At 70.0% G+C, this 22300-nt stretch carries 11 protein-coding genes; 5 read left to right on the plus strand and 6 right to left on the minus strand.

The window, feature by feature from the left end:
• Positions 1–21: 21 nt before the first annotated feature.
• Complete coding sequence (locus J2X36_RS19840) at positions 22–1113, minus strand: efflux RND transporter periplasmic adaptor subunit (RefSeq protein ID WP_245516707.1); 1092 nt, start codon at positions 1111–1113, stop codon at positions 22–24.
• Between the two features lie 345 nt (positions 1114–1458).
• Positions 1459–1818: a hypothetical protein gene (locus J2X36_RS19845; protein ID WP_132256079.1), complete on the minus strand. Its 360-nt coding sequence runs from the start codon at positions 1816–1818 to the stop codon at positions 1459–1461.
• A gap of 161 nt (positions 1819–1979) precedes the next feature.
• Here J2X36_RS19845 and J2X36_RS19850 point away from each other — a divergent pair, with 161 nt between their 5' ends.
• Complete coding sequence (locus tag J2X36_RS19850) at positions 1980–2552, plus strand: DNA-3-methyladenine glycosylase (RefSeq protein WP_310352954.1); 573 nt, start codon at positions 1980–1982, stop codon at positions 2550–2552.
• An 8-nt stretch (positions 2553–2560) separates the two neighbouring features.
• On the opposite strand, the gene J2X36_RS19855 is transcribed toward J2X36_RS19850, so the two are convergent.
• Positions 2561–4204 (minus strand): hypothetical protein, encoded by a 1644-nt coding sequence (locus J2X36_RS19855; protein WP_310352957.1) that lies wholly within the window; start codon positions 4202–4204, stop codon positions 2561–2563.
• A gap of 57 nt (positions 4205–4261) precedes the next feature.
• Positions 4262–4456 carry a hypothetical protein gene (locus J2X36_RS19860; RefSeq protein WP_310352959.1) on the minus strand — a complete coding sequence of 65 codons (195 nt, stop codon included), beginning with the start codon at positions 4454–4456 and terminating at the stop codon, positions 4262–4264.
• Between the two features lie 38 nt (positions 4457–4494).
• Between J2X36_RS19860 and J2X36_RS19865 the strand changes: the two genes are divergently transcribed.
• From J2X36_RS19865 to J2X36_RS19880, 4 genes are all read left to right on the plus strand, one after another.
• Positions 4495–5685 (plus strand): adenylate/guanylate cyclase domain-containing protein, encoded by a 1191-nt coding sequence (locus J2X36_RS19865; RefSeq protein ID WP_310352964.1) that lies wholly within the window; start codon positions 4495–4497, stop codon positions 5683–5685.
• Positions 5686–5787: 102 nt separating this feature from the next.
• The gene (locus J2X36_RS19870; protein ID WP_310352965.1) at positions 5788–7695 is read left to right on the plus strand and encodes a PhoX family phosphatase; all 1908 of its coding nucleotides are present in this window, start codon (positions 5788–5790) and stop codon (positions 7693–7695) included.
• Positions 7696–7972: 277 nt separating this feature from the next.
• The gene (locus J2X36_RS19875) at positions 7973–9223 is read left to right on the plus strand and encodes an efflux RND transporter periplasmic adaptor subunit (RefSeq protein ID WP_310352967.1); all 1251 of its coding nucleotides are present in this window, start codon (positions 7973–7975) and stop codon (positions 9221–9223) included.
• 72 nt (positions 9224–9295) lie between these two features.
• Complete coding sequence (locus tag J2X36_RS19880; RefSeq protein ID WP_132256413.1) at positions 9296–12463, plus strand: efflux RND transporter permease subunit; 3168 nt, start codon at positions 9296–9298, stop codon at positions 12461–12463.
• A gap of 25 nt (positions 12464–12488) precedes the next feature.
• Here J2X36_RS19880 and J2X36_RS19885 read toward each other — a convergent pair whose 3' ends face one another.
• Together J2X36_RS19885 and J2X36_RS19890 are read right to left on the minus strand one after the other, a co-directional pair.
• Positions 12489–12938, minus strand: coding sequence for a four-helix bundle copper-binding protein (locus J2X36_RS19885; protein ID WP_310352970.1), 450 nt, complete (start codon positions 12936–12938; stop codon positions 12489–12491).
• A 151-nt stretch (positions 12939–13089) separates the two neighbouring features.
• Entirely contained in the window at positions 13090–21993 is an 8904-nt protein-coding gene (locus J2X36_RS19890; protein ID WP_310352972.1) for an Ig-like domain-containing protein, read from the minus strand.
• Between the last annotated feature and the right edge of the window lie 307 nt (positions 21994–22300).

Raw genomic sequence — 22300 nt, forward strand, 5'->3', positions numbered from 1 at the left:
CGGCCGCCGAACGGCGGCGCCTCAAAATTCCAGCGCCTCGACCACGCGCACGCGCTGGCCGGGATCGAGCTTCTGGACGCCGAGCCGCACGACGCGATCTCCGTCCGCGATGCCGGAGACGATGAGCGCGTCCTGCGCCTCGTAGGCGGCGACCGTGACGGGCTTCAGCGTGAGCTGCCCCCCATCGTCCACCGTCCAGACGGCGGGGCCGGTGCCCTGGTTGAAGAGCGCGGCGAGCGGCAGGCGCACCACCCGCTCGGCGGAATCGGCCGTCAGCGTGACCGTCGCGGTCATGCCGAGCTGCACCGCGGCATCGGCCTCGGGCAGGGAAAACCGGGCGAGATAGGTGCGCGTTGCGGCGTCCGCTGCCGGCGCGAGCTCGCGCAGGCGGGCCCGGTAGCGGACGTTCGGCTGCGACCAGAGAGCGACGCTGGCCCCATTCTCCCGCGCCCGGCCGACGAGGGCCTCCGGCACGGCCACCACGGCCTCGCGCTCGGCGCTGCGGGCGAGGCGGATCGCGGCCTGCCCCGGCGCCACCACCTGCCCCGGCTCGACGGAGGTCGCCGTGATGACGCCGTCCGCATCCGCGCTCAGGACGGCGTAGGAGGCTGCGTTGCGCGCGAGGTTCAGCGCCCGCTCCGCCCGGAGCAGGCGGCTGCGCGCCTCCTCGGTCGTCGATTTCTGGCGGTCCGTCACCGCGGTCGCGGTCCAGCCCTGCTGCGCGAGGGTCAGGGTGCGCTTCAGGTCGGCCTCGGCCTGGTCGACCGCCACGCTCGCGGCGCGTCGCTCGGCCTCCGCCTGCTCGGTCTGGAGGTTGAGGTCGATCTCGTCGAGGGTGGCGAGCGCTTGGCCCGCCGCGACCACGTCGCCGACGTTGACGAGGCGTCGGGCGACCTTGCCCTGAACCCGGAAGCCGAGATCGCTCTCGATGCGCGGGCGGATGGTGCCGACGAAGCTGCGCTCCGGCACGCGGCTCTCGGCGGAGACGCGCTGGACGAGGACGGGCCGGCTCGTCTCGGGCTTGGCGGCCGGGGCCTGCGCCTCGTTGCATCCGGCGAGGGCGAGAGCAGTGAGCCCAAGGACGGGGGCGGCGAGTAGGGGTGACCACACCATGGGAGCCCTCGCGAAAGCGGGCATCCGGATCTGTCCGGCAGCAATACTCTGACACGAAATTGACGATTGGCAATAATCGTCAATTTCAAAATCATCGCTCGCCCTCGGCGCCGGGCGAGAGCAAGCGCGAAAATCAGCCGCTCGATCAGTGATTTGCAACGATATGGAGACGATGGATCCCGAATTCGCCGATGTGCGCGGAAGCACATCAGCAGGGTCGCACGCCCCACGGACCCCGCTGGACCGGCTGGTCAACGCCGACCCCGTCCGGGCGCGCAAACTGCCCGATCTCTACGCTTCCCTCATCTTCGCGCATCGCGTGGAGGGAGCGCGAGAGTCCCTCTCTCAATCCAGCGGGTCGAGCCCGCCATAGGGGATCGGCCTCGGCCCGAACCGGGTTTCGTAGAGCCCGATCCGGGCCTGGACTTCGGCGGGGAGGTAGGGTCCCGGCGGGTAGACGATCGGGGTATCGACGATCACCTCCCGAATCACGGGCGGCGGACGGTAGACGACGGGCCGTTCGACGATGACCTCCCGGACGATGCGCCGGGGCGGCAGCACGACCGGACGTTCCACGATCGTCCGCCGGGTCACGACAGGCGGCGGACCCTCGTCGGCAGGCCCGAAAAAGTCGGCGGCCTCAGCCGGGGCGACACCCGCAGCGAGGATCAGGGCGCCGAGCGCCGCTCCTGAGATCCATCTCATCCCCGTGAGCCTCCGAACGCGGTGCGCCGCCAGGGGCGGCCGGCGTCACAACGCGCGAGTCTCGAGTTTGGCTGATTCGCGGAACGGTTGCGCTGCGGATCGGTGTGGATTCGTGCGATGGAGGCGGCCCATCCCCCGATCCCGATACGTGACCTGCCCGGATGACCCTGCCGCCCTCCTTCTTCGACCGCCCGGCCGCGCGCGTCGCCCCGGATTTGATCGGGTGGAGCCTCACGGTCGCGGGGGCCGGCGGCCGCATCGTCGAGACCGAGGCCTACGACCAGTCCGACCCGGCCTCGCACAGCTTCGCCGGTCCGACGCGGCGCAACGCCAGCATGTTCGGGGCGCCCGCGCACGCCTACGTCTACCGCTCCTACGGATTGCACTGGTGCCTCAACGTGGTCTGCGAGCCTGGCAGCGCCGTCCTGATCCGGGCGCTCGAGCCGACTTGCGGTCTCGAGGCCATGCGCTCGCGCCGGGCGGCCGCTGATGCCCGGCTCCTGTGCTCCGGGCCCGGGCGGCTGTGCCAGGCGCTCGGCATCACGGGTGAGCAGGACGGCCTGCCCCTCGATCGGCCGCCCTTCCGGATCGCGCCGGGCGTGCCCGATGGGGAGATCGCGAGCGGGCCGAGGATCGGTATCACCCGCGGGGCCGAGACGCCCTGGCGCTTCGTCCTCGCCGGCTCGCCCTTCGTGAGTCGACGGGCGGCGCGGGCCCGGGCAGCCCGGACCTGAGCCCGGCGTCAGATGTCGCCCGCCGTCGCGGTGCGGCCCTCGTAGATCCCGTAGCTCAGGTAGTGCAGCAGCGGGTCGATCCCGGCCGCCGCGACGTCCGCGTTCCGGGCGAGATAGGCGCTCGTGTCGAAGGCCGAGGAGGGGTCGCGCCCCTCCCGCCAGCCGAAGGCGTCGTAATGGGCGAGCGGGTCGATGCCCGCCGCCCGGACGTCGGGATTGGCCGTCAGGTAGGCGGCGGTGTCGAAGAAGGCGTTGCCGTCGCGGCCCTCGCGCCAGCCGACGGTCTGGTAGTGCTGGCGGGCGAAGGCGAGGGTGTCGGTAGTCGCCAGCGCAGCCCGGGCCACGTCCGGATTGTCGAGAAGGTAGAAGGCGGCGTCGAAACCCCGGGCGGCCGAGAGGTCCGCGGGCCGCCCGATCGCGGGGTCCGGCGCGGCCCGGCCTTCGTAGCGGCCGAAATCGAGATAATGGGCGAGGGGGTCGATGCCGGCCGCCTTCACGTCCGGGTTGTGCAGGAGGTAGAGCTCCGTGTCGAAGTTCGCGCCCGGATCGCGGCCCTCGCGCCAGCCGACCCGGTCGTAATGCGCCAGAGGATCGACCTGCGTGCGCCCGACATCGGCGTAGGCCGCCCGGTAGCCGAGCGTCGAGAAATACGCATCGGGGTCGCGGCCCTCGCGCCAGCCGAACCGCGCGTAATGCGCCTCGGCATCGAGGCCGGCCGCCCGCACGTCGGGATTCGAGATCGTGTAGAAGGCGTCGCTGACGAGGGCGCTGCGATCGGCGATGTCGCCGTAGAGCAGGAGGTAGTCGCGTCCCGCGACGATCCGGCTCCCGTCGACGAGGATCGGCGTATTGTTCTGGAGGAGCCCGAGGTCCTCGCCGTAATTCGTGAGCGGGTGGTAGGTGGCGGCGAGTGCCCCGAAGGCGGTCAGGCCCGCGACCCGGTCGGCCAAGGTCGAGTTCGGGGCGAACAGGTTGCCCGCCTCGGAGAGGAGGCCGCGCAGCGCCTCCTCCAGGGGCGAGCCGATGTAGCTCGGATCGCCGACGCGCCGGATGGTGTCGCTCCACAGGAATTCGGTCTCGTAATTGACCGGGGTGAAGCTGTAATTGGCGACCGGATCGAGATACTCGACGTAGTTGACGAGCGTGCCGGCGCCGCTCGGCGGAAGCTTGGTGGCCGACAGGCCGGGTGCGGCGAAGGTGAGCCCGTCGATGCCGAGCACGGCCGCGACATAGGCCGCTTCCGCCGCGCCGAGGGAGTGGCCGGTGATGGTGATGCGGTCCGTTCCGATGCCCTGGAGGGCCGCCGCCGCGATCACCTGCCGGCTGAAGGCGACCGCATCGGTCAGGGCCTGCGGGATACCGCCGAAATAGAGGGCGACGTCGGCGTCGACCTGGGCGAGGAGGAAGTCCGGCCGTTCCTCGATGCCCGCCGTGTCGGTGCCCTCGAAGCCGATCACGATCTCGGAGACGGGGCCGGGCGTCTGGAAGGCGGCCCCGTGGAAGCCGCTCGCCTGCAGGCCTGAATCGAACTGGCCGGTCCGGTAGAAGAACGGCGCGAGCCCGGTCGGCACCGGGGGCAGCACGTCGCTGTCCGGAAAGCCGTACATCCAGCGCGAGATGTCGTAGTCGTTCTGCAGGGTCGGCGCCGCCATCTGAACCGTCTCCGCGGAGCCCCAGGCGGGGCGTGACAGGGTCTCGAGCAAGCGTTCCTAAAAACGGCCACGCTTGCGGACGGTGTTCGTACGTAAACGCACGGCCGGATCTGCTTTGCCGACCAGTTCGGTGACGGTAGCAGGAAATATTCTGAAGTCTAATCCGCCAATCTCATCTGGCGATCTGTTGATCTTGTCGGCGCGTTCGGGGCGCGCCGGCGCGCAGGATGCCGCGGCCGGCGCGGCGGGCATACTCTCCCATCCGATTCGGACCTCTGGACACCGGCAGCATGGACGCTTCAGCCGCACCTCACGACCTGATCGACTGGATCCTGCGCCATGCGCTCGCCCAGGACGATCTCGGCGGCCTGCTGACGGGCATCTGCGAGCGGTTGACCGCCCGCGGCATCCCGGTCTGGCGGGCGAGCCTCGATCTGCCCACGATCGATCCGCATTTCCGCGCGCTCACGCACAAATGGTGGCGGGACCAGCCGGTCACGGTCGGCACCTTCCTGCATGGGCCCGAGCAGGAACGGGACTTCCAGCGCAGCGTCATCCATCACCTGCTCTCGCGCGACCTCACTCTGTCTCGCTGGAGACTGGAGGCGGGGGAGGGCGTGGCCGATTTCGCCCTTCTCGCGACGCTGCGGGAGACGGGCGGCACCGACTACGTGATGCGGCTCGTCACCTTCGGCGACGGCGGTTCGGTGGTGAGAGGCTTCGCCTTCTCCTTCGCGACGGACCGGCCCGGCGGCTTCACCCAGGCCGAGATCGACGTCGTCTCGGGGCTGATCCCGGCGCTCGGGCTCGCGGCCTACCGCTCCAGCGCCGCTCGCACGGCCGCGAGCGCCCTCAGCGTCTATCTCGGCCCAAACGCGGCTCGGCGGGTCCTCGCCGGCGAGATCCGCCGCGGCGAGGGCGAGCGGATCTCGGCCACGATCCTGTTCGCGGACCTGAAGGGGTTCACCGACCTCACCGAGCGGGCCGACGCCTTGCAGGTCGTGGCTTGGCTCGACGAGCATTTCGAGGCGATCGGCGACGCCGTCACCGACCAGGGCGGCGAGATCCTGAAGTTTCTCGGCGACGGGATGCTCGCCGTATTTCCGGTCGCGGAGGTGGAGTGCTCGCCCTGCCCGAACTGCGAGGCGGCCTTGCGGGCCGCCGAGGCGGCCGTCGCGGCCAACGAGGCCCTCAACGCCCGGCGCAGGCAGCGGGCCGAGCCGGCCCTCGCCGTCGATGTCGCGCTGCATTTCGGCGAGGTCGTCTACGGCAATGTCGGGGCGAGCCGTCGGCTCGATTTCACGGTGATCGGCCGGGCCGTCAACGAGACCTGCCGCATGGAGGCTCTCTGCGACAGGCTCGGGCGCAGCATCCTCCTCTCCGAGGAGGTCGCGCGCCGCTGTGCCCGGGAGACGGTGCGGCTCGGAACCTTCGGCCTGCGGGGCGTGCGCGGCGAACGCACCCTCTTCGGCCTCGCCTGAGCAGCCGCCCGAGGCCCGGACGGCGGCTCTGTCACAGGACCGACATGCGGATGCGGGAGCTTCCCGCCCAACCGTCAGATCCCCTGAAGCCCAAGGTGCCGCATGATGCCGAACGGACGTCCCGTCCGCGAACCCGAAACCGAGGCGCAGCCGACCCTCGACGACCTCATCGCCGTGCGATTGAGCCGGCGCGATCTCATGCGCGGCGCGCTCGCCGCTGGCGCGGTTGCCGGGTTCGGCGCGCCGTTCGTCGCGGGCGACGCTGCGGCGGAGGGCTTCGCGTTCCCTGAGGTCGAGGCCGGTGTCGACGAGACGCATCACGTCGCCGCAGGCTACGAGGCCGAAATCCTCCTGCGCTGGGGCGACCCGCTCTTTCCCGACGCGGCCCCGCTCGATCCGCGGGCTCAGGACGCGGAGCGCCAGCGCCGCCAGTTCGGCTACAACAACGACTTCGTCGGCTACCTGCCCATCGCCGGGTCGAGCGAACACGGACTCCTCGTCGTCAACCACGAGTATACGAACAGCGAACTCATGTTCCCGGGCCTCGGCCCGCAGAGCCGCAAGACCAGCCTCAACCTGCTCTCGCGCGAGCAGGTGGCGGTGGAGATCGCCGCTCATGGGGGCTCGGTCGTCGAGATCCGGCGCGAAGGCGGGCGCTGGCGTCCGGTGCTCGGCTCTCCCTACGCCCGGCGCATCACCGCCGAGACGCCGATGGAGATGACCGGACCCGCCGCCGGCCACCCGCGCCTTCGCACAGTCGAGGACCCGGAGGGTCGGCGGGTTCTCGGCACGATCAACAATTGCTCGGGCGGCCTCACCCCCTGGGGCACGTGGCTCTCGGGCGAGGAGAACTTCCACTACTACTTCGTCGGCAACCTGCCCGAGGGGCATCGGGAGGCGGAGAACGCCAAGCGCTACGGGCTCGGCCAGCCCTTCTACGGCTGGGGGCGATTCCACGACCGCTTCGACCTCGCGAAGGCGCCGAACGAGCCGAACCGCTTCGGCTGGGTCGTCGAGATCGACCCCTTCGACCCGCATTCCGTCCCGAAGAAGCGCACGGCGCTCGGGCGCCTGAAGCACGAGGGTGCCGCCGGCATCGTCGCGAAGGACGGGGCCTACGTCGTCTATCTCGGCGACGACGAGCGCTTCGACTACGTCTACAAATTCGTGACCGCGGGCCGGGTCGATCCGCATCACCCCGCGGCGAACCGCGATCTCCTCGACGCGGGCACGCTCTACGTCGCCCGCTTCGACGCGGACGGGACGGGGCGCTGGCTTCCCCTCGTTCACGGCACGGGGGGCCTCGATGCGGGCGCGGGCTTCGAAACGCAGGCCGACGTGCTGATCGAGACCCGGCGCGCCGCCGACATCCTCGGCGCCACCCGGATGGACCGGCCCGAAGACATCGAGGCGAACCCGCGCACGAACCGCGTCTACGTGATGCTGACGAATAACGGCCGGCGCCAGGACGAACAGGTCGACGCCGCGAATCCGCGCCCGAAGAACGCTTTCGGCCACATCATCGAGATGCTGCCGGAGGGCGAGGATCACGCCGCCACGAGCTTCCGCTGGGAGATCCTCCTGCGCTGCGGCCCACCCGCGTCCGGCGCGACCTTCTCGGCGGCGACGAGCGAGAGCGGCTGGTTCGGCATGCCGGACAATTGCGCCATCGACGGGCGCGGCCGGCTCTGGGTCGCGACGGACGGCAACTCGCGCAAGGCGACGGGCCGGGCGGACGGGATCTGGGCCGTCGAGACCGAGGGGCCGCGGCGGGCGACAGCCCGCCACTTCTTCCGGGTGCCAATCGGCGCCGAGATGTGCGGTCCCTGCTTCACGCCGGACGACGAGACCTTCTTCGTCGCCGTCCAGCATCCGGGCGAGTCCGACGACGATGCCCTCCCGACGAGCTTCGACCAGCCCTCGACCCGCTGGCCCGATTTCGAGCCCGGCATGCCTCCGCGTCCGTCCATCGTCGCCGTGACCCGGAAGGGCGGGGGCGCCATCGCGTGAGGCCCCTCGGCGCGGCGAACCTTCGCCGCTCACGAAATCGTGCCCACGCTTCGGGGCGCGCCGCTGTAGAGGGCGGGAGCCCTCTACGGGACCTCGGTGTTCTCACATGCAGACCGGGTGAATTCAGTCACGGACCCGTCAAAATGTTGGCCTACCGACGCCTTCGCGGCGCTCAGGACTGGTGCCCGACCGCCCGCCTGTGCATGAGAGCGGTCCATCGACTGCGCATCCCCGTCACCGTCGCCTCCACGCCGCGCGAGCGCCCGAGCTTACTCCGATGAGCATCATCCAGGGTCAGAACCTCCGCCCCATCGGGTTGAGGATGCGCACGCAACTTCTCATCCTCGCAGGGCTGAGCGCAGCTGCGGTGGCCGGCTACGGCCTGCTTCACCGCGGCAGCGTGGCCGACGCGGCCGTGCAGCCGGCGGCCCTGACGGCGCCCCGGCCCTCGGGCGGCTTCGTCCTCACCGCGGCGCAGCTCGCGACGCTGACGAGCGAGACGGTCGACCAGCGGCTCTTCTACGAGGAGATCGCGACCGAGGGTAAGATCGGCGTCGACGAGTACCGCGCCACGCCGATCTTCTCGCCCTATCCCGGCCGCGTCGTGTCGATCCTGGCGCGCTCGGGCGAGCAGGTGAAGCAGGGCGATCCTCTGTTCGCAGTTCAGGCGAACGAGATGGTCCAGGCCCAGAACGACTATCTCGCGGCGCTCAACGTCCTCAACAAGAGCCGTTCGCAGCTCACCCTCGCCCAGGCCGTCGAGAAACGGCAGCGCGACCTCTTCGAATCGCGCGCGACGACGCTGCGCGACCTGCAGAACGCCCAGAACGATCTGACGTCGGCCACGAACGACGCGCGCACGGCCGAGGTCGGGCTTGAGGCGGTGCGCAACCGCCTGCGCATCCTCGGCCTCAAGGACGAGGAGATGGCGGCCCTCCAGAAGGGCGCCATCAATCCGACGACGACGATCTACGCCCCGCTCTCGGGCACGGTGATCCAGCGCAAGATCGGCCCCGGCCAGTATATCGGCACCGGCGGCAGCGACCCGTCCTACATCATCGGCGACCTGTCGAAGGTCTGGCTGATCGCGCAGCTGCGCGAGAGCGACGCCGCCAAGGTCGATCTCGGCGAGCGGCTCACCTTCCGCGTCCTCTCGCTGCCGGACCGGACCTTCGAGGGCCGGGTGAACTTCATCGGCGCCTCGGTCGATCCGGCGACGCGCCGCATCGTCGTGCGCGCCGAGATCGACAATCCGCAGGGGCTCCTCAAGCCCGAGATGTTCGCGAGCGTGCGCATCATCAACGAACGCGAGAGCCTGTCGCACTCGGTGCCCCGGGCCGCCGTGATCCTGGAAGGCAGCAAGGCGAGCGTCTGGGTGCTGAAGCCCGACAATTCCGTCGAGAGCCGGGAGATCAAGCCCGGCATCGTCGACGGAGGCACAATCGAGGTCCTCGACGGCCTGAAGACCGGCGAGCGGGTGATCTCGCGGGGCTCGCTCTTCATCGACCGGATGGCCACGCAGGGCTGAGGGCGCGCGCGGCTCCGGGGCGAGCCGCCGCATCGCGCCGCCGGCCGCGGGCCGGCCAAGGGGACCTTCCACATGGACGCCATCGTCGCCTTCGCCCTGCGGCAGCGCGTGCTCGTCGTGCTCGCCTTCGTGCTCCTGCTGATCGGCGGGCTCGCGGCGTTCCGCACCCTCAACATCGAGGCCTACCCGGACCCGACCCCGCCGATGATCGACGTGGTCACGCAGGCGCCGGGCCTCTCGGGTGAGGAGATCGAGCGCTACATCACGGTGCCGATCGAGGTGATGACCTCTGGCCTGCCGAATCTGAAGCAGGTCCGCACGGTCTCGCTCTACGGCCTCTCGGACGTGAAGCTGCAATTCGGCTTCGAGTTCACCTATTACGAGGCCGAGCAGCAGGTGCTGAACCGCCTCGCCCAGCTCGACCCTCTGCCGAACGGCGCCAAGCCCACCATCTCCCCGGTGAGTCCGATCGGCGAGATCTTCCGCTACAAGCTCGCCGCGCCCGCGGGCTACAGCGTCCTCGACCTGAAGACGCTGCAGGATTGGGTGCTGCGCCGCCGCTTCCGCGCGGTGCCCGGCGTCATCGACGTGATCGGCTGGGGCGGCAAGACCAAGACCTTCGAGATCAGCGTCGACATCGACAAGCTCACCGCCTACGGCCTCACCCTGGCCGGGGTGGTGAAGACCCTCAACGACAGCAACCTCAACGTCGGCGGCAACCGGATCACGCTCGGCAGCCAATCCGCCGTGGTGCGCGGCGTCGGCCTGATCCGCTCCACCGACGACATCGAGGAGACGGTGCTCGCCCAGTCGGGCGGCGCGCCGGTGCTGGTGCGCGACGTCGCCCACGTCACGATCGGCCATCAGCCCCGCCTCGGCATCGCCGGCATGAACGACGACGACGACATCGTGCAGGGCATCGTCCTCATGCGGCGCGGCGAGCAGAGCACGCCGACGATCAAGGCGGTCGAGGAGGAGGTCGCCCGCATCGAGGCGGCGGGCATCCTGCCGCCCGGCGTGCGCATCGAGCGGATCTACGACCGCTCGGACCTGATCGAGGTCACGACCCACACCGTCCTGCACAACATGCTCTTCGGGATCAGCCTGATCCTCGTGATCCAGTGGCTCTTCCTCGGCAATCTGCGGAGCGCGCTCATCGTCGTGGCGACGATCCCCTTCGCGCTGTTCTTCGCCGTCATCATTCTCGTGCTGCGGGGCGAATCCGCGAACCTCCTCTCCGTCGGCGCCCTCGATTTCGGCCTCATCGTCGACGGCACGGTGATCATGGTCGAGGCGATCTTCCGAAGGCTCTCGGGGCACGGGCCGCCCTCGGCCGGCGGGGGCGCCAAGGGGCTCGCGGGCAAGCTCGGCGCGATCGTGCGGGCGTCGAGCGACGTCAGCCGCTCGATCGTGTTCGCGGCCATCATCATCGTCACGGGCTTCCTGCCGCTCTTCACGCTCACGGGCGTCGAGGGCCACATCTTCGGGCCGATGGCGCAGACCTACGCCTACGCCCTGCTCGGCGGCCTCATCGCCACCTTCACGGTGACGCCGGTGCTCTCGGCCTACCTGCTGCCGGAGCATATCGAGGAGGTCGAGACCTTCCTCGTGCGCGGCCTCGACCGCCTCTACCGCCCGGCAATCCGCATGGCGCTGGGCAACCGGGCCCTGGTGCTCGGCTTCGCCGCGCTGCTCGCGGTGGGCGTCGGCCTCGCCTCGCGCAATCTCGGCTCGGAGTTCCTGCCGAAGCTCGAGGAGGGCAATCTGTGGCTGCGCGCCACCATGCCGGCGACGATCTCGCTGCGGGAGGGCAACCTCTACGTCAACCGGATGCGCCGCATCATCGCCGCGGTGCCGGAGGTCGAGCGGGTGGTCTCCCAGCACGGCCGGCCCGACGACGGGACCGACGCCGCGGGCTTCTTCAACGGCGAGTTCTTCGCGCCGCTCAAGCCCGCCGAGCAGTGGCGGCCGGGCGTCACCAAGGAGAGCATGACCGCGGAACTCCTCGACCGTCTCCGGGCGGAATTCCCAGGAATCGAGTTCAACCTGTCGCAGTACCTGCAGGACAACGTCGCCGAGGCCGTCTCCGGCATCAAGGGCGAGAACTCGTTCAAGGTGTTCGGGCCCGACCTGCAGACGCTGACGAACGTCGCCCGCAAGGTCGAGTCGGTGCTCAAGACCGTGCCGGGCGTGACCGACCTCGGCGTGTTCACCTCGCTCGGCCAGCCGACGGTGCAGATCGACGTCGACCGTGTGCGCGCCTCGCGCTACGGCCTCACGCCGGGCGACATCAACACCACGGTGCGCACCGCCATCGGCGGCGACAGCGCGGGCGATCTCTACGACACGGGCAGCGACCGGCACTACCCGATCATCGTGCGCCTCGCCTCGCAGTTCCGGCAGAGCGTCGGCGCGATCCGCAACCTGCGCATCGCCGGCCAGGGGCCGAACGGCATGGTGATCCAGGTGCCGCTCAACGAGGTCGCCTCCGTGCGCCTCGTCTCGGGGCCGGCCTACATCTACCGGGAGGGGCAGGAGCGGTACCTGCCGGTCAAGTTCAGCGTCCGCGACCGCGACCTCGGCAGCACCATCATCGAGGCGCGCGAGCGCGTCGCCGCCGAGGTGGAGCTGCCGCCAGGCTACAGGCTGGAGCTCGTCGGCGAGTTCAACAACATGCAGGGTGCGCTGGCCCGGCTCTCGCTGACGGTGCCGCTCGCCGTGGCGCTGATCGCGATCCTGCTCTTCGTCAACTTCAACTCGGTGACCGACACCCTGCTCGCGCTCAGCGTCATCCCGATGGCGGTGGCGGGCGGCATCCTCGCCCTCGTCTTCACCGACACGCCCTTCAGCGTCTCGGCGGCGATCGGCTTCATCGCCCTCCTCGGCATCGCCGTGATGGACGGGATCATCGTGATCACGCAGTTCAACGCGCTCCTCGCGGCCGGCGAGGAACGCGTCTCGGCCATGATGCGCACCTGCCTCACGCAGATGCGGCCAGTGGTGATGACCTGCGTGGTGGCCGGCGTCGGGCTGCTGCCCGCCGCCCTCTCCTCGGGCGTCGGCTCGCAGGTTCAGAAGCCGCTGGCGCTCGTCGTCGTCGGCGGCATGGCGCTCGCGCCCCTGCTGATCCTGCTGATCCTGCCGGTGCTGATCCTGCTCCTGTCCCGGCGCCGGACGGCCGAGCAGCCGGAATCCGATGGCGTGATCGAGGAGCCGGAACTGGCGCCGTTCGAGGCGTGAGGGCCGGGCCTCACGCCGCGAAGCCTCACGAGGCGATCTTGCGGCACTCCTCGGCGCAGGCCCGGCAGGAGGCGCCGCAGGCCTTGCACTCCGCGATGTCTGCGAACTTGTCGCATTCCTTGCCGCAGGCGGTGCAGATCTCGCCGACCGCCTTGGCGAGGATCGCGGTATGGGGCGAGTTGACCGCGGCGAGTGCCTCCAGCGCCGTGCAGGCCTGGATGAGGTCGCGCACCGAAACCGTGCAGGAGACCATGCTGGTGTCCTTCATCTCCAGCATGCCGAAGCAGTGCCGCAGGCAGGCATTGCCCGTCGAGACGCATTGTGCGCTCGTCTCCGTCAGGGCCTTGTACTTCGGCGGATGATTGTGCCCGCCGTGGGCGGCGTGGTCGTGACCCATCTCGTGCGCCTGCGCCGAGCCGATGGCGCCGAGGGCCGCCACGGCACCGATTGCGGTCATGAAGTCACGGCGTTCCATCGAGAACCTCCCCATTTCGTCGCGCGATGCGCGGGCGGAGAATGACGCGGATAGCTCGGCCGGTCGAGCCGGCGGCGTCCCCCATCGACAGGGGCCGGACAGGCCGACGGCCGGGCTGGAGGCCCGGCCGCCACGTCGCGGGTGACGCGACTCAGATCAGGTGCCAACCCTGCTCGATATGCGGGGCGAGGTGCTGGTGCGCCTCCTCGCTCTGCGCGATGCCAAGGGCGATCTCGGCGCGGCTCGCTCCGTGGGCGAGGGCGCCCGTCCAGCCCGCGAGGCCGCCGGCTTCGGCGTGGCGCCCGAGCGCGTTCTGGTAGAGCAGGTCCACGAAGGCCGAGTCGGACAGGCCGCCGTGCTTGGCCTCGTACTCGCCTGAGCCGAGGAAGGCCTGCGCCATGCCGGCCTCGGACAAGCCGCCCTTGAGCGCCTGCGTCCACGCCTGGAGCCCGCCCGCGTCCGGCGCGCGGTCGAGGAGCGCGTAGTAGAACCGGGCCGCGTCCGTCGCCGCGTGGTCCTCGACGTAGGTGCCCGAGTTCAGCGCCGTCTGCAGGGCCGCGACGTTCTCTCCGGAGAGCGCGAAGCCTATCGCGACGTCGGCGCGGGAGCCGCCGTGGCCAAGGGCGCCGGCCCAGCCGTCGATGCCTGCCGCCTCGCCCGAGCGGTGGAGCGCCGTCTCGTAGAGGTGCTCGACGAAGCCCAGGTCGTCGAGGCCGCCGAACTTCGCCTGCGCCTCGGCGGAGTTCAGGATGATCTCCGCGACGTCGTGCAGGGCCATCCCGCTCTTCAGCGCGCCCACCCAGTAGGCGAAGCCGCCCGCGTCCGGCGCCCGGTCGAGGATGGCGTCGTAGAGGGCGTAGACCTGCCCTTCGACGCTCTGCGCGTCGTGGAAGGCCGTGGAGAACAGGCCGCGGTTGACCGAGAAGTCGAGGTCGAAGGCGAAGCTCTCGCTGTGCCCGACATTGCCCGCGGCATCCGTCGCGGTCGCGGTCAGGGCGTAGTGGCGGCCGGCACCCCCCTCCGTCATCGCGAAGGGCAGGCTCCAGTTGCCGGCCGCATCCGCAACGGCCGTGCCGAGGACGGTCGAACCGTCCCTGACGGTGACGGAGGCGCCCGCCTCCGAGAGTCCGACGGTGCCGGAGACGGCGTGGCCGACCACGTGACTGGGGCCGGACACTCCCTTGACGCTGAGGGAGGGCGCCGTCGTGTCGAGGGTGAAGGTCACCGCCGTCGCGGACGAGACGTTGCCCGCCGCGTCGCTGGTCCGGACTGCGACCGTGTGCGCGCCGTCACCGAGGGTCGACGGATCGTAGGTCGCGGACGCCGTGCCGTCGATGACGTAGCTGACGCTGCCTCCCGCTTCCGGGGCGGTCGCCGAGAGGTGGCCGTCGCTCGTGATCCCGTCGCCGGGCTTGCCGGTGTCGTTGGCGAGGAGCACCGCCGGAGCCTGGGGCGCGACCCTGTCGAGCGTGAAGGCGAGGGAGGCAGCCACGGAGGTGTTGCCGGCGGTGTCCGTCTGCCGCACGGCCAGGGTATGGGCGCCGTCCGCGAGAGCGGCGGGGTCGTAGGTCCCAGCCCAGCCCCCGTCGTCGAGGTTGTAGCTCAGGCTGGCGCCGGCCTGCGTGCCCGTCACCGTCACGCGGGCGTCGCTCGTGATCCGGTCGCCCGCCGAGGCGCCCGTGTCGCTGGTGAGGGCGAGGCTCGGAGCACCGGGGGCCGTGGAGTGCAGCGTGAAGGTCAGCGAGCGTGCCACCGAGACGTTGCCCGCGGCGTCGATGTGCTTGACCGAGACCGTGTGCTGGCCGTCCGTGAGGGACGTCGGGTCGTAGGCGCCGTAGGCCTTGCCGTCGACGCTGTAGATGAAGCTGCCGCCCGTCTCCACGCCCGTCGTCACGAGCCGGGGATCGGTGGTCAGGCGGTCCCCCGGAGTGCCGGTATCGTTCGCGAGAGCCAGCGTCGGGACGCCCGGCGCCGACGTGTCGAGGGTGAAGCTCAGGTAGCCGGCCTCCGAGACGTTGCCCGCGGCATCGGTATGCTTGACCGAGACCGTGTGCTCGCCGTCCATGAGGGAGGCGGGCATGTAGGCGTTGGAATAGGTCCCGCCGTCGACACTGTAGGTGTAGGTGCCGCCGGTCTCGGAGGGCACGACCGCGAGGCTCGCGTCCTTGGTGAGGTGGTCGCCGGCCGCCCCCGTATCGCGGGCGAGGCCGACCGTGGGGGCCGCAGGCGGCGTGCGGTCGAGGACGAAGGTGAGCGAGGTTGCGGCCGAGACGTTGCCGGTCGCGTCGGTCTGCCGGACCGCGACCGTGTGCTCGCCGTCCGCGAGGAGCGTCGGGGCATAGCCGTCTGTGTAGGCCTTGCCGTCGATGCTGTAGCTCAGGCTCGCGCCGGCTTCGGTCCCGGTCACCGCGAGGGCGGCATCCCGGGTGAGCTTGTCGCCCGGCAGGCCCGTATCGGCGGCGAGTGCGACGCCGGGTGCGGCGGGAGCTTCGCGGTCGACGACGAAGGCGAGCGACGTGGCCGCAGACGTGTTGCCGGCCGCATCGGTGTGGGTGACCGCGACGGTGTGCTGGCCGTTGCCGAGCGTGGCCGGGTCGTAGCTCTCGGTCGAGGCGCCGCCGTCGACGCTGTAGCCGTAGCGGCCGCCGGTCTCGGCCGGCACGATCGCGAGGCTCGCGTCCTTCGTGTTCCTGTCGCCGGGCAGGCCGGTATCGTTGGCGAGCCTGACGACGGGCGCGTCCGGAGCCATCCGGTCGAGGACGAAGCTGAGGACGCCGTCCTCGGAGACGTTGCCAGCGGCGTCGGTGTGATGGACCCGCACGGTGTGCGCGCCATCCGCGAGGTCGCTCTCGTCATAGACCGCGACGAAGCCGTACCCGTCGATGCTGTAGGCGAGGCTGCCCCCGATCTCCCCGGCCGTGACCGTGATCTCGGCATCGCTCGTGACGCGGTCGTTGGCCGAGGCACCGGTATCGTGGTCGAGGGCGACGACGGGCTTGGCCGGCGGCGTGGTGTCGATGGTGACGCTGATCGGCAGGCTCTTGCCGGTATTGCCGGCGCCGTCGGTGCCGGAGGCGGTGACGACGTGCTCGCCCTCGCCCGAGATCTGCACGTCCGCCTTCCAGGCCCCGTCCGGGCCGGACTTCGCCGAGCCGATCTCCCGGCCGTTGTCGAGGATGTGCACGGTGATCCCGGCATCGGCCGGACCGACCGAGCCCGAGAGCGAGAGGAGACCCGCCTTCGTCGGAGCGCCGGCGGCGGCCAGGGTCACGCCGGGCGCGACCGCGTCGCCGTCGCCCTCGGGGCGGCTGTCGCCGTCGACGTCGCCGATATGGTGCTTGGCGTAGCCGACCTGCACGCCGAGGCTGTCGCCGGTGAACTTCGCCCGCACCGCCGCCACATCCTCGTCGGTGAAGGCGATGGCGAGCGCCGGCGCGGTCTCGCCCTGCGCCACGCGGCTCACCGCCGCGACGCCGACGAGGAACGCCATGCCGTCCGCCGCCGTCGCCTGGGCCGCGACGAGGGCGTTGTGGCCGTTGAGCAAGGCCTCGACGTCGGACGCGAAGGTGGACGGCGGCAGGTAGCGGTCGACCAGGGCGTGCACCGTCGCCGGGTCTGAGAGGTCGAACGGCTGGCCCGTCGCGATCATCTCGACGATGTCGTGCATCGGGTTCGCGTAGGGGAGCGCCGCCTGGAGGAGGGCGACGGTGTTGAGGATCTGCGAGGCCGCGACGAACAGGTGCTCGTAGAGGGCGATCTGCTGGGGCGTCGCGCCCTCCTTCAGCATGCCCGCGATCGGGTCGATCTGGGTGACGTCGACCCCGGCACCGAGGCCAAGCGCACCGCGCAGCTCCGTCTGGGCGGAGCTGAGATTCGCACCGAGCCCCATCAGCTCGACGAGGATCGTGGTGAGGGGAGACACCACCGTCGAGCCGGCCGGCGCCTTGAAGACGCCGTTGAAGGCGAGGTTCGTGGCCGTATCGAGTGCGCCCGGGCCGCCGGTGGCGACGATGGCCCCGGGCTTGCCGACGAGGGTGAAATGGCCGCTCGCGTCGGTCGTAGTCTGGGCCTCGAAGCTCTGGCGGACACCATCGTTGTTCGAGTCCATGAAGACGGTGGCGCCGGCGATGTAGCCGTCCTGGAGCGAGCCGCTGATCACGGCCTGCGAGCCGGGGGCGGGGTGCACCACGTTCAGGGTGAAGACGTCGGTGACCGTGAGCGGCGTCCCCGGACCCGCATCGGTCGCGCTGACCCTGATGTCGACCGGGCCGGTGACGCTCGCCGCGAGCACGCCCTTGATGAGGAGCGAGCCGTTGACCGCGACTTGGTCGACGACGCTGAGGCCGATCTCCGAGAGCGGATGCCCGTTGGCCAGCGTGACGGTGTACTTGAGCTGGGCCGCCGGGGTCTGCGCGTCGCCGAACACGGTGGTGACGGGCAGGAAGAGGTTCACCGCGCCCTTCTCGTAGACGCTCGTGTCGGGCAGGCCGACCTGACCCTGCTGCGGCACCACGAAGGGCGCCGTGTTGACGTTCGGCGCGGTCGTGACGAGGGCGGTCTGGGTCGAGACGACGCGCTCGGTGTACCCGAGGGCATCGACGAAGGAGGCGGAGACGCGCAGGGCCTGCCCGACCATGAAGGCCGTGACCTTGTAGGTCTCGCCCGTGGCCCCCGTGATCGGCACCCACTGGGCGCGGGCCGGATCGAGGTACTCCCACTGATAGGAGACGTTCGGGGTCATCGAAGCCGACCCCGGGGCCGTGAGGGCGTCGAGGTCGAGGAGCGTGTTGCCGGCCGTCAGCAGCTGTCCGATGACCGGGTTTCCGGAGACCTGCACGCCGCCGAAGGGCAGGGTGTTCTTCGCCGGAACGACCGGGAGGAGTTCGTTGACCGTGTGCGTGCCGTCGCGGAATTCCAGGCGCTCGATGTTGCGCAGCTTGTCGACGCCGTCGTCGACGATGGGGTTCACGCCGCCTCCACCCCCGCCACCGCCGCCCCCGACCGTGACGTGGACCACCGAGAAGAAGCCCTCGGCATCGATGCCGTCCCAGCCTCGGCCGTCCGCCGTCCGGGCACCGATCACGTAATTGGCCGCGATGTCCGAGTAGACGGCGGTGTCGACGTCGTTCGGGCGCCCGCCGTCCAGGATCTCGCGGACGATCTGGCCGTTCTCGAGCCGGACATGCAGGTAGGCGTCGCCGTCGATGATGTCGTTGCCGGCACGGCCCTGGATGCGGTCGCTGCCGCCCCCGCCGAGGATGATGTTGCCGCCCGAGAAGTGGACCGGCGCGTCGGGTGAGAAGAACGTCTCGAGCCCGCTGATCAGGGTGATGTTGTTGAGCTCGTTCGTCGGGTCGGCGATCGCGTCGTTGGTGCCCTGCAGGAAATCGTCGTAGGACGAGCCGCTGAGGCCCTCCGTCTCGATGAAGCGGTCGCGGATCGCGTCCGGCGAGAGCGGCGGCGAGTCGAGGATGAAGTCCTTGACGTTCATGTCGACGCTGACGCCGAGGCGGTCGAACTCGTAGGAGGCCCAGTCGTAGCCGTTGCGGCCCTCGAAGCGGTTGAAGCCGCCGCCGCCGATCATGATGTCGTCGCCGCTGAAGCCCTGCATCCGGTCGCCGCCGTTCGCGGCGGTGTCGGTGGTCGAGCTCGTGACGGGATGGCCGTCCGGCCCCGTCGGCAGCCAGGTGCCGCCGCTCAGGACGTCGTCCGCGCCGTAGAGGGGGAGCTGGCCCGTCGGAGCGCCGGCGTCGCCCACGAGAAGGTCGCCGCCCTGGCCGCCCTCGATCCAGTCGTCGCCCTCGTTGCCCTGGATCTCGTCGTCGCCCTCGCCGCCGTTGATGATGTCGTTGCCCTGGCCGCCCTGGATGTCGTCGATGCCCTTGCCGCCGTAAATCGTGTCGTTGCCGTCGTTGCCGAAGATGATGTCGTCTCCGGAGCCGCCGTCGATCCAGTCGTTCCCCTCGTCGCCGTGGATTGTGTCGTTGCCGCCCGCATCCGTGATGTGGTCGTCGCCCTTGCCGCCGTAGAGGAAGTCGTTGCCCTCGCCGCCGTCGATCCAGTCGTTGCCGCCGTCGCCATAGACGGTGTCGTCGTCGGCGTTGCCGGCGATCAGGTGGTCGTCGTGCTCGGTGCCGCCGAGCACCATCGTGTTGCCGAAGAAATTGTCGTCGCCGAGGAAGTGGACCGTCTTCACGTCGGCCCCGTCCGAGCCCTTCAGGTGGCTCCCGTGCTCGTCGAGCACCCAGCTCGACTCGAGGAGGAGCTTCCCTGTCGTCGGGTTGCGGGTCCAGGTCGAGACGTCGTCCGGATTGATGGTGGTCGCCTCGACCGTGTATTCGGGCGTCAGGAAGACGCTCGCGCTCATGTGCTTGGTGCCGAGATTGTTCATGATCATCTCGGCGAACGCGTTGTTCTCGATCTCCGAGAGGAAGTGCGTGCCCTCCAGGCGCGGCAGGTAGTAGAGCCGGTCGCCGTCCTGCAGGTTCTCGAGCTGGATGCGGAAGATGTAGTCGAAGGTCGAGCCGAGGAGCCCTCCGAACAGGGTCTGCTTCTCGGCGAGGCCCCCGATCCAGAGATCGACCTGGTCGAGGCCCGTGATGCTGCCCGTGCTCCAGAAGGGGATCGCGCCGCCGGCGTCGTGGAGCGCGTTGGCATTGTCCTTGAGCAGGGCCGGGTCGGTGATGTTCGCGTAGGCCCCCGTGCTGTGCATGAAGTCGTGGGCGTCCTTGATGTCGGCCGCCGACACCCCGCTCCCGGAGAAGCCGTCCTGCCCGTGCTCGACGAGGAAGAGGGCTGCGGCGCGCTTGGCCTCGAGGGTCGTGGCCTCGAGGATCGTGTGGTGCGTGCCGTAGGCCGCCACGAAGTTGATCAGCGACGCCTCGTGCTTGAGGAAGTGGCCGAAATCGGTCCAGCTGTCGTAGGGCTTGACGGCACTGTCGTGCGTCTGCGCGTAGATCTGGTTGCGCACGAGGTTGAGCGGCGCCACGCCGGTCTCGCGGCCGCGGGCGATGTTGAGGGCGGCGAGGTCGAGGGGCAGGCCGAGCAGGTTGTTGCGCAGCGCGCCCGTGACGAACTCGTCGATCTCGTTGCCGGTCTGGTTGAGCGCGCCGAGGGCGATCTCGCCCGCCGCGGTCGAGCCGTGCTTGGCGAATTCGAGCGGGTTCGTGAAGGCGTCGATCAGGCCGATCGCGTTGAGGACGGGTTTGCCCTTGTCGTCGAGGAGCGGCGTGCCGGCGAGCGGGTTGACGACGCCGGTATTCACGTCGGTCGGCTTGCCCTGCGCGTCGAGATACTTGCCCTGAAGCACGTAGCGGTTGAGGTCCTCGTCGAGCATCGAGTGCCCGAAGCGGTAGACCGCGTTCGCGAACTCGGCGGTGATGGCCGGGTCGAGATGGACGTTGAGGTTGCCGAACAGGTGGATGGCCGGCGAGACCTTGCGGGCGAACTCCTCGAAGACGAGGTGCTGGTACTGGGTCTCGGTGCCGAACTTCGCGGTCTGGAACAGGCGCTCGCCGTTCCACTCGTTCTCCTGGATGCCGTCGGAGAGATCGGTCCCGTCCAGGACCCAGTTGCTCGCGAAGGCGGTGTCGCCCTTGGCGAGCTCCGAGCGGACGAGGTCCTTCACCTGCTGCACGAGGCGGTTGTGCTCGTCGTGGAAGACCTCGTGGATGGCGGTGAGGCCGACATTCTCGTTCGCCCGCCCATCGCCCGCGATGAGGTGGGCGTCGAGGAGCTCGTTGTCGTAGGCCGTCAGGTTGCCGCGGGCGTCGACGCTGGGGATGCCGGCGACCGAGTCGCCGTCGGGCTGCAGGTGGGCACCCGCCGCCTCCGGATCGCTCGGCGCCGCGCCGAAGGCCATGTCGTTGAGGAACTGATGGCCGGTGCGCACGGCGCCGACCGTCGAGAGCGGCGAGCCCGGCGTGCCGGATTTCAGGACATCGTCGGCCGTGCCGGCGATGCCGTCCGCCCCCTTGAAGACGATCTGCGCGTAGCCCGTCTTCGGGTCGGGAATGAAGTTGCCGTACTCGTCGGTCGCCAGGAGCGGGATGTTGTTGACGTCCTCGTCCTGCAGCTTGATGCCGAGCTTGAGGGCGTTCGCCTTCACGTCGGCCCAGGTCGGATCGCCGCCGTTGATCCCCGTCAGCAGCCGGCCCGTCGTGTGGACCTGGCTGTCCGCGCCGGTCATGTACTCGCGCAGGAAGACCTGATGCGAGGGGTGCGAGGTGTAGGTCTGGTTCTGGTCGACGAAGGGCGTGACCTGGTTCGTGTACTCGTGGATGTCGTCCGCGGTGCCGAGCTTGCCGTCGGGGCCGGGCTGGTTCGTCGCGCGGGTGAGCACCATGAAGTTCGTCGGCGAGCCCTGCACGTAGAGCGGGTCGTCGGGCTTGAGCGGGATGTAGACCGTGCCGCTGACGCTGTTCTTCGAGATCAGGTCGAGGCCGTGGTCGAAGAACTGGCCGAACAGCGTGAAGAGCGTGTTGAACGGTGCCGAGAGACCGGCATCGGGCGTCACGTTCTCGATGAACACGCTGCCGTTCTCGACCTTGAGGCCGAGTTCCGTGGTGAGGGTCTTCAGAGCACCGGTCTTGTCGGAGATCTGGATCGCGTCGCCCGTCGCCTTAGCGGCCTTCACGGCGTCCCAGGCCAGTGCCACCCGGGCCGCGTCGGCCTCGGGGTTCGAGGAGCCGGCGAGCTTCAGCGCCGCGATGATGGCCGCGTCGTTGTCGAGCGACTGGTCGGAGATGAGGTTGCTGATGACGCGGGGGTCGGAGTCGAACACGGCGCCGGTCGTGCTCGCGTAGGAGGTCGGCTTGCCGCCCGGGGGGCCGAAGGCAGAGGGGTCGGCGCTCTGGAAGACGGGGTTGGTGAGCCGCGGGAAGGCCTGGTCCGCCGAACCGTAGAGGGGCTGGCCCGCGACGGTGCTGTTGTCGGTGCCGTCGACGTGCCGGAGGCCGAAGGTCAGGTGCGGGTTGACGGGGTTCTGTGCGGCCTCCGCCATCTGGATCTGCGTCAGAACGAATTCCAGATCGGTGCGGTTGAACTCGACGCCCATGACAGCCCCTCCGTATACTTCGGAAGATCCGCGGTCTTTCCGCGTTGAGGGCAGTGTTTCACGGGGCTTGACGCCGCCAATACATGCAAAGGTCCGGCGGATTGGTCTGCGATGGTCTGAGCCGGTCTCGGACCTTGGTCCGATGGCGGGCCGCCCGGGCTTCGCCGAAGGTCCGAACCTTCGGGCGCGCGCTGCCTCAGGGGCGCCCGAGTTCCTCGGGGATACGGGTCTCGCGCAGGGTTGCGCGGATGGAGAAGCGCTCGCGGGCGCGGGCGCGGTCGAACACGATCGGCCCGGCCAGGACCGG

Origin of the sequence: Methylobacterium sp. BE186 (assembly GCF_031457035.1) — a bacterium.
Lineage (GTDB): Bacteria > Pseudomonadota > Alphaproteobacteria > Rhizobiales > Beijerinckiaceae > Methylobacterium > Methylobacterium segetis.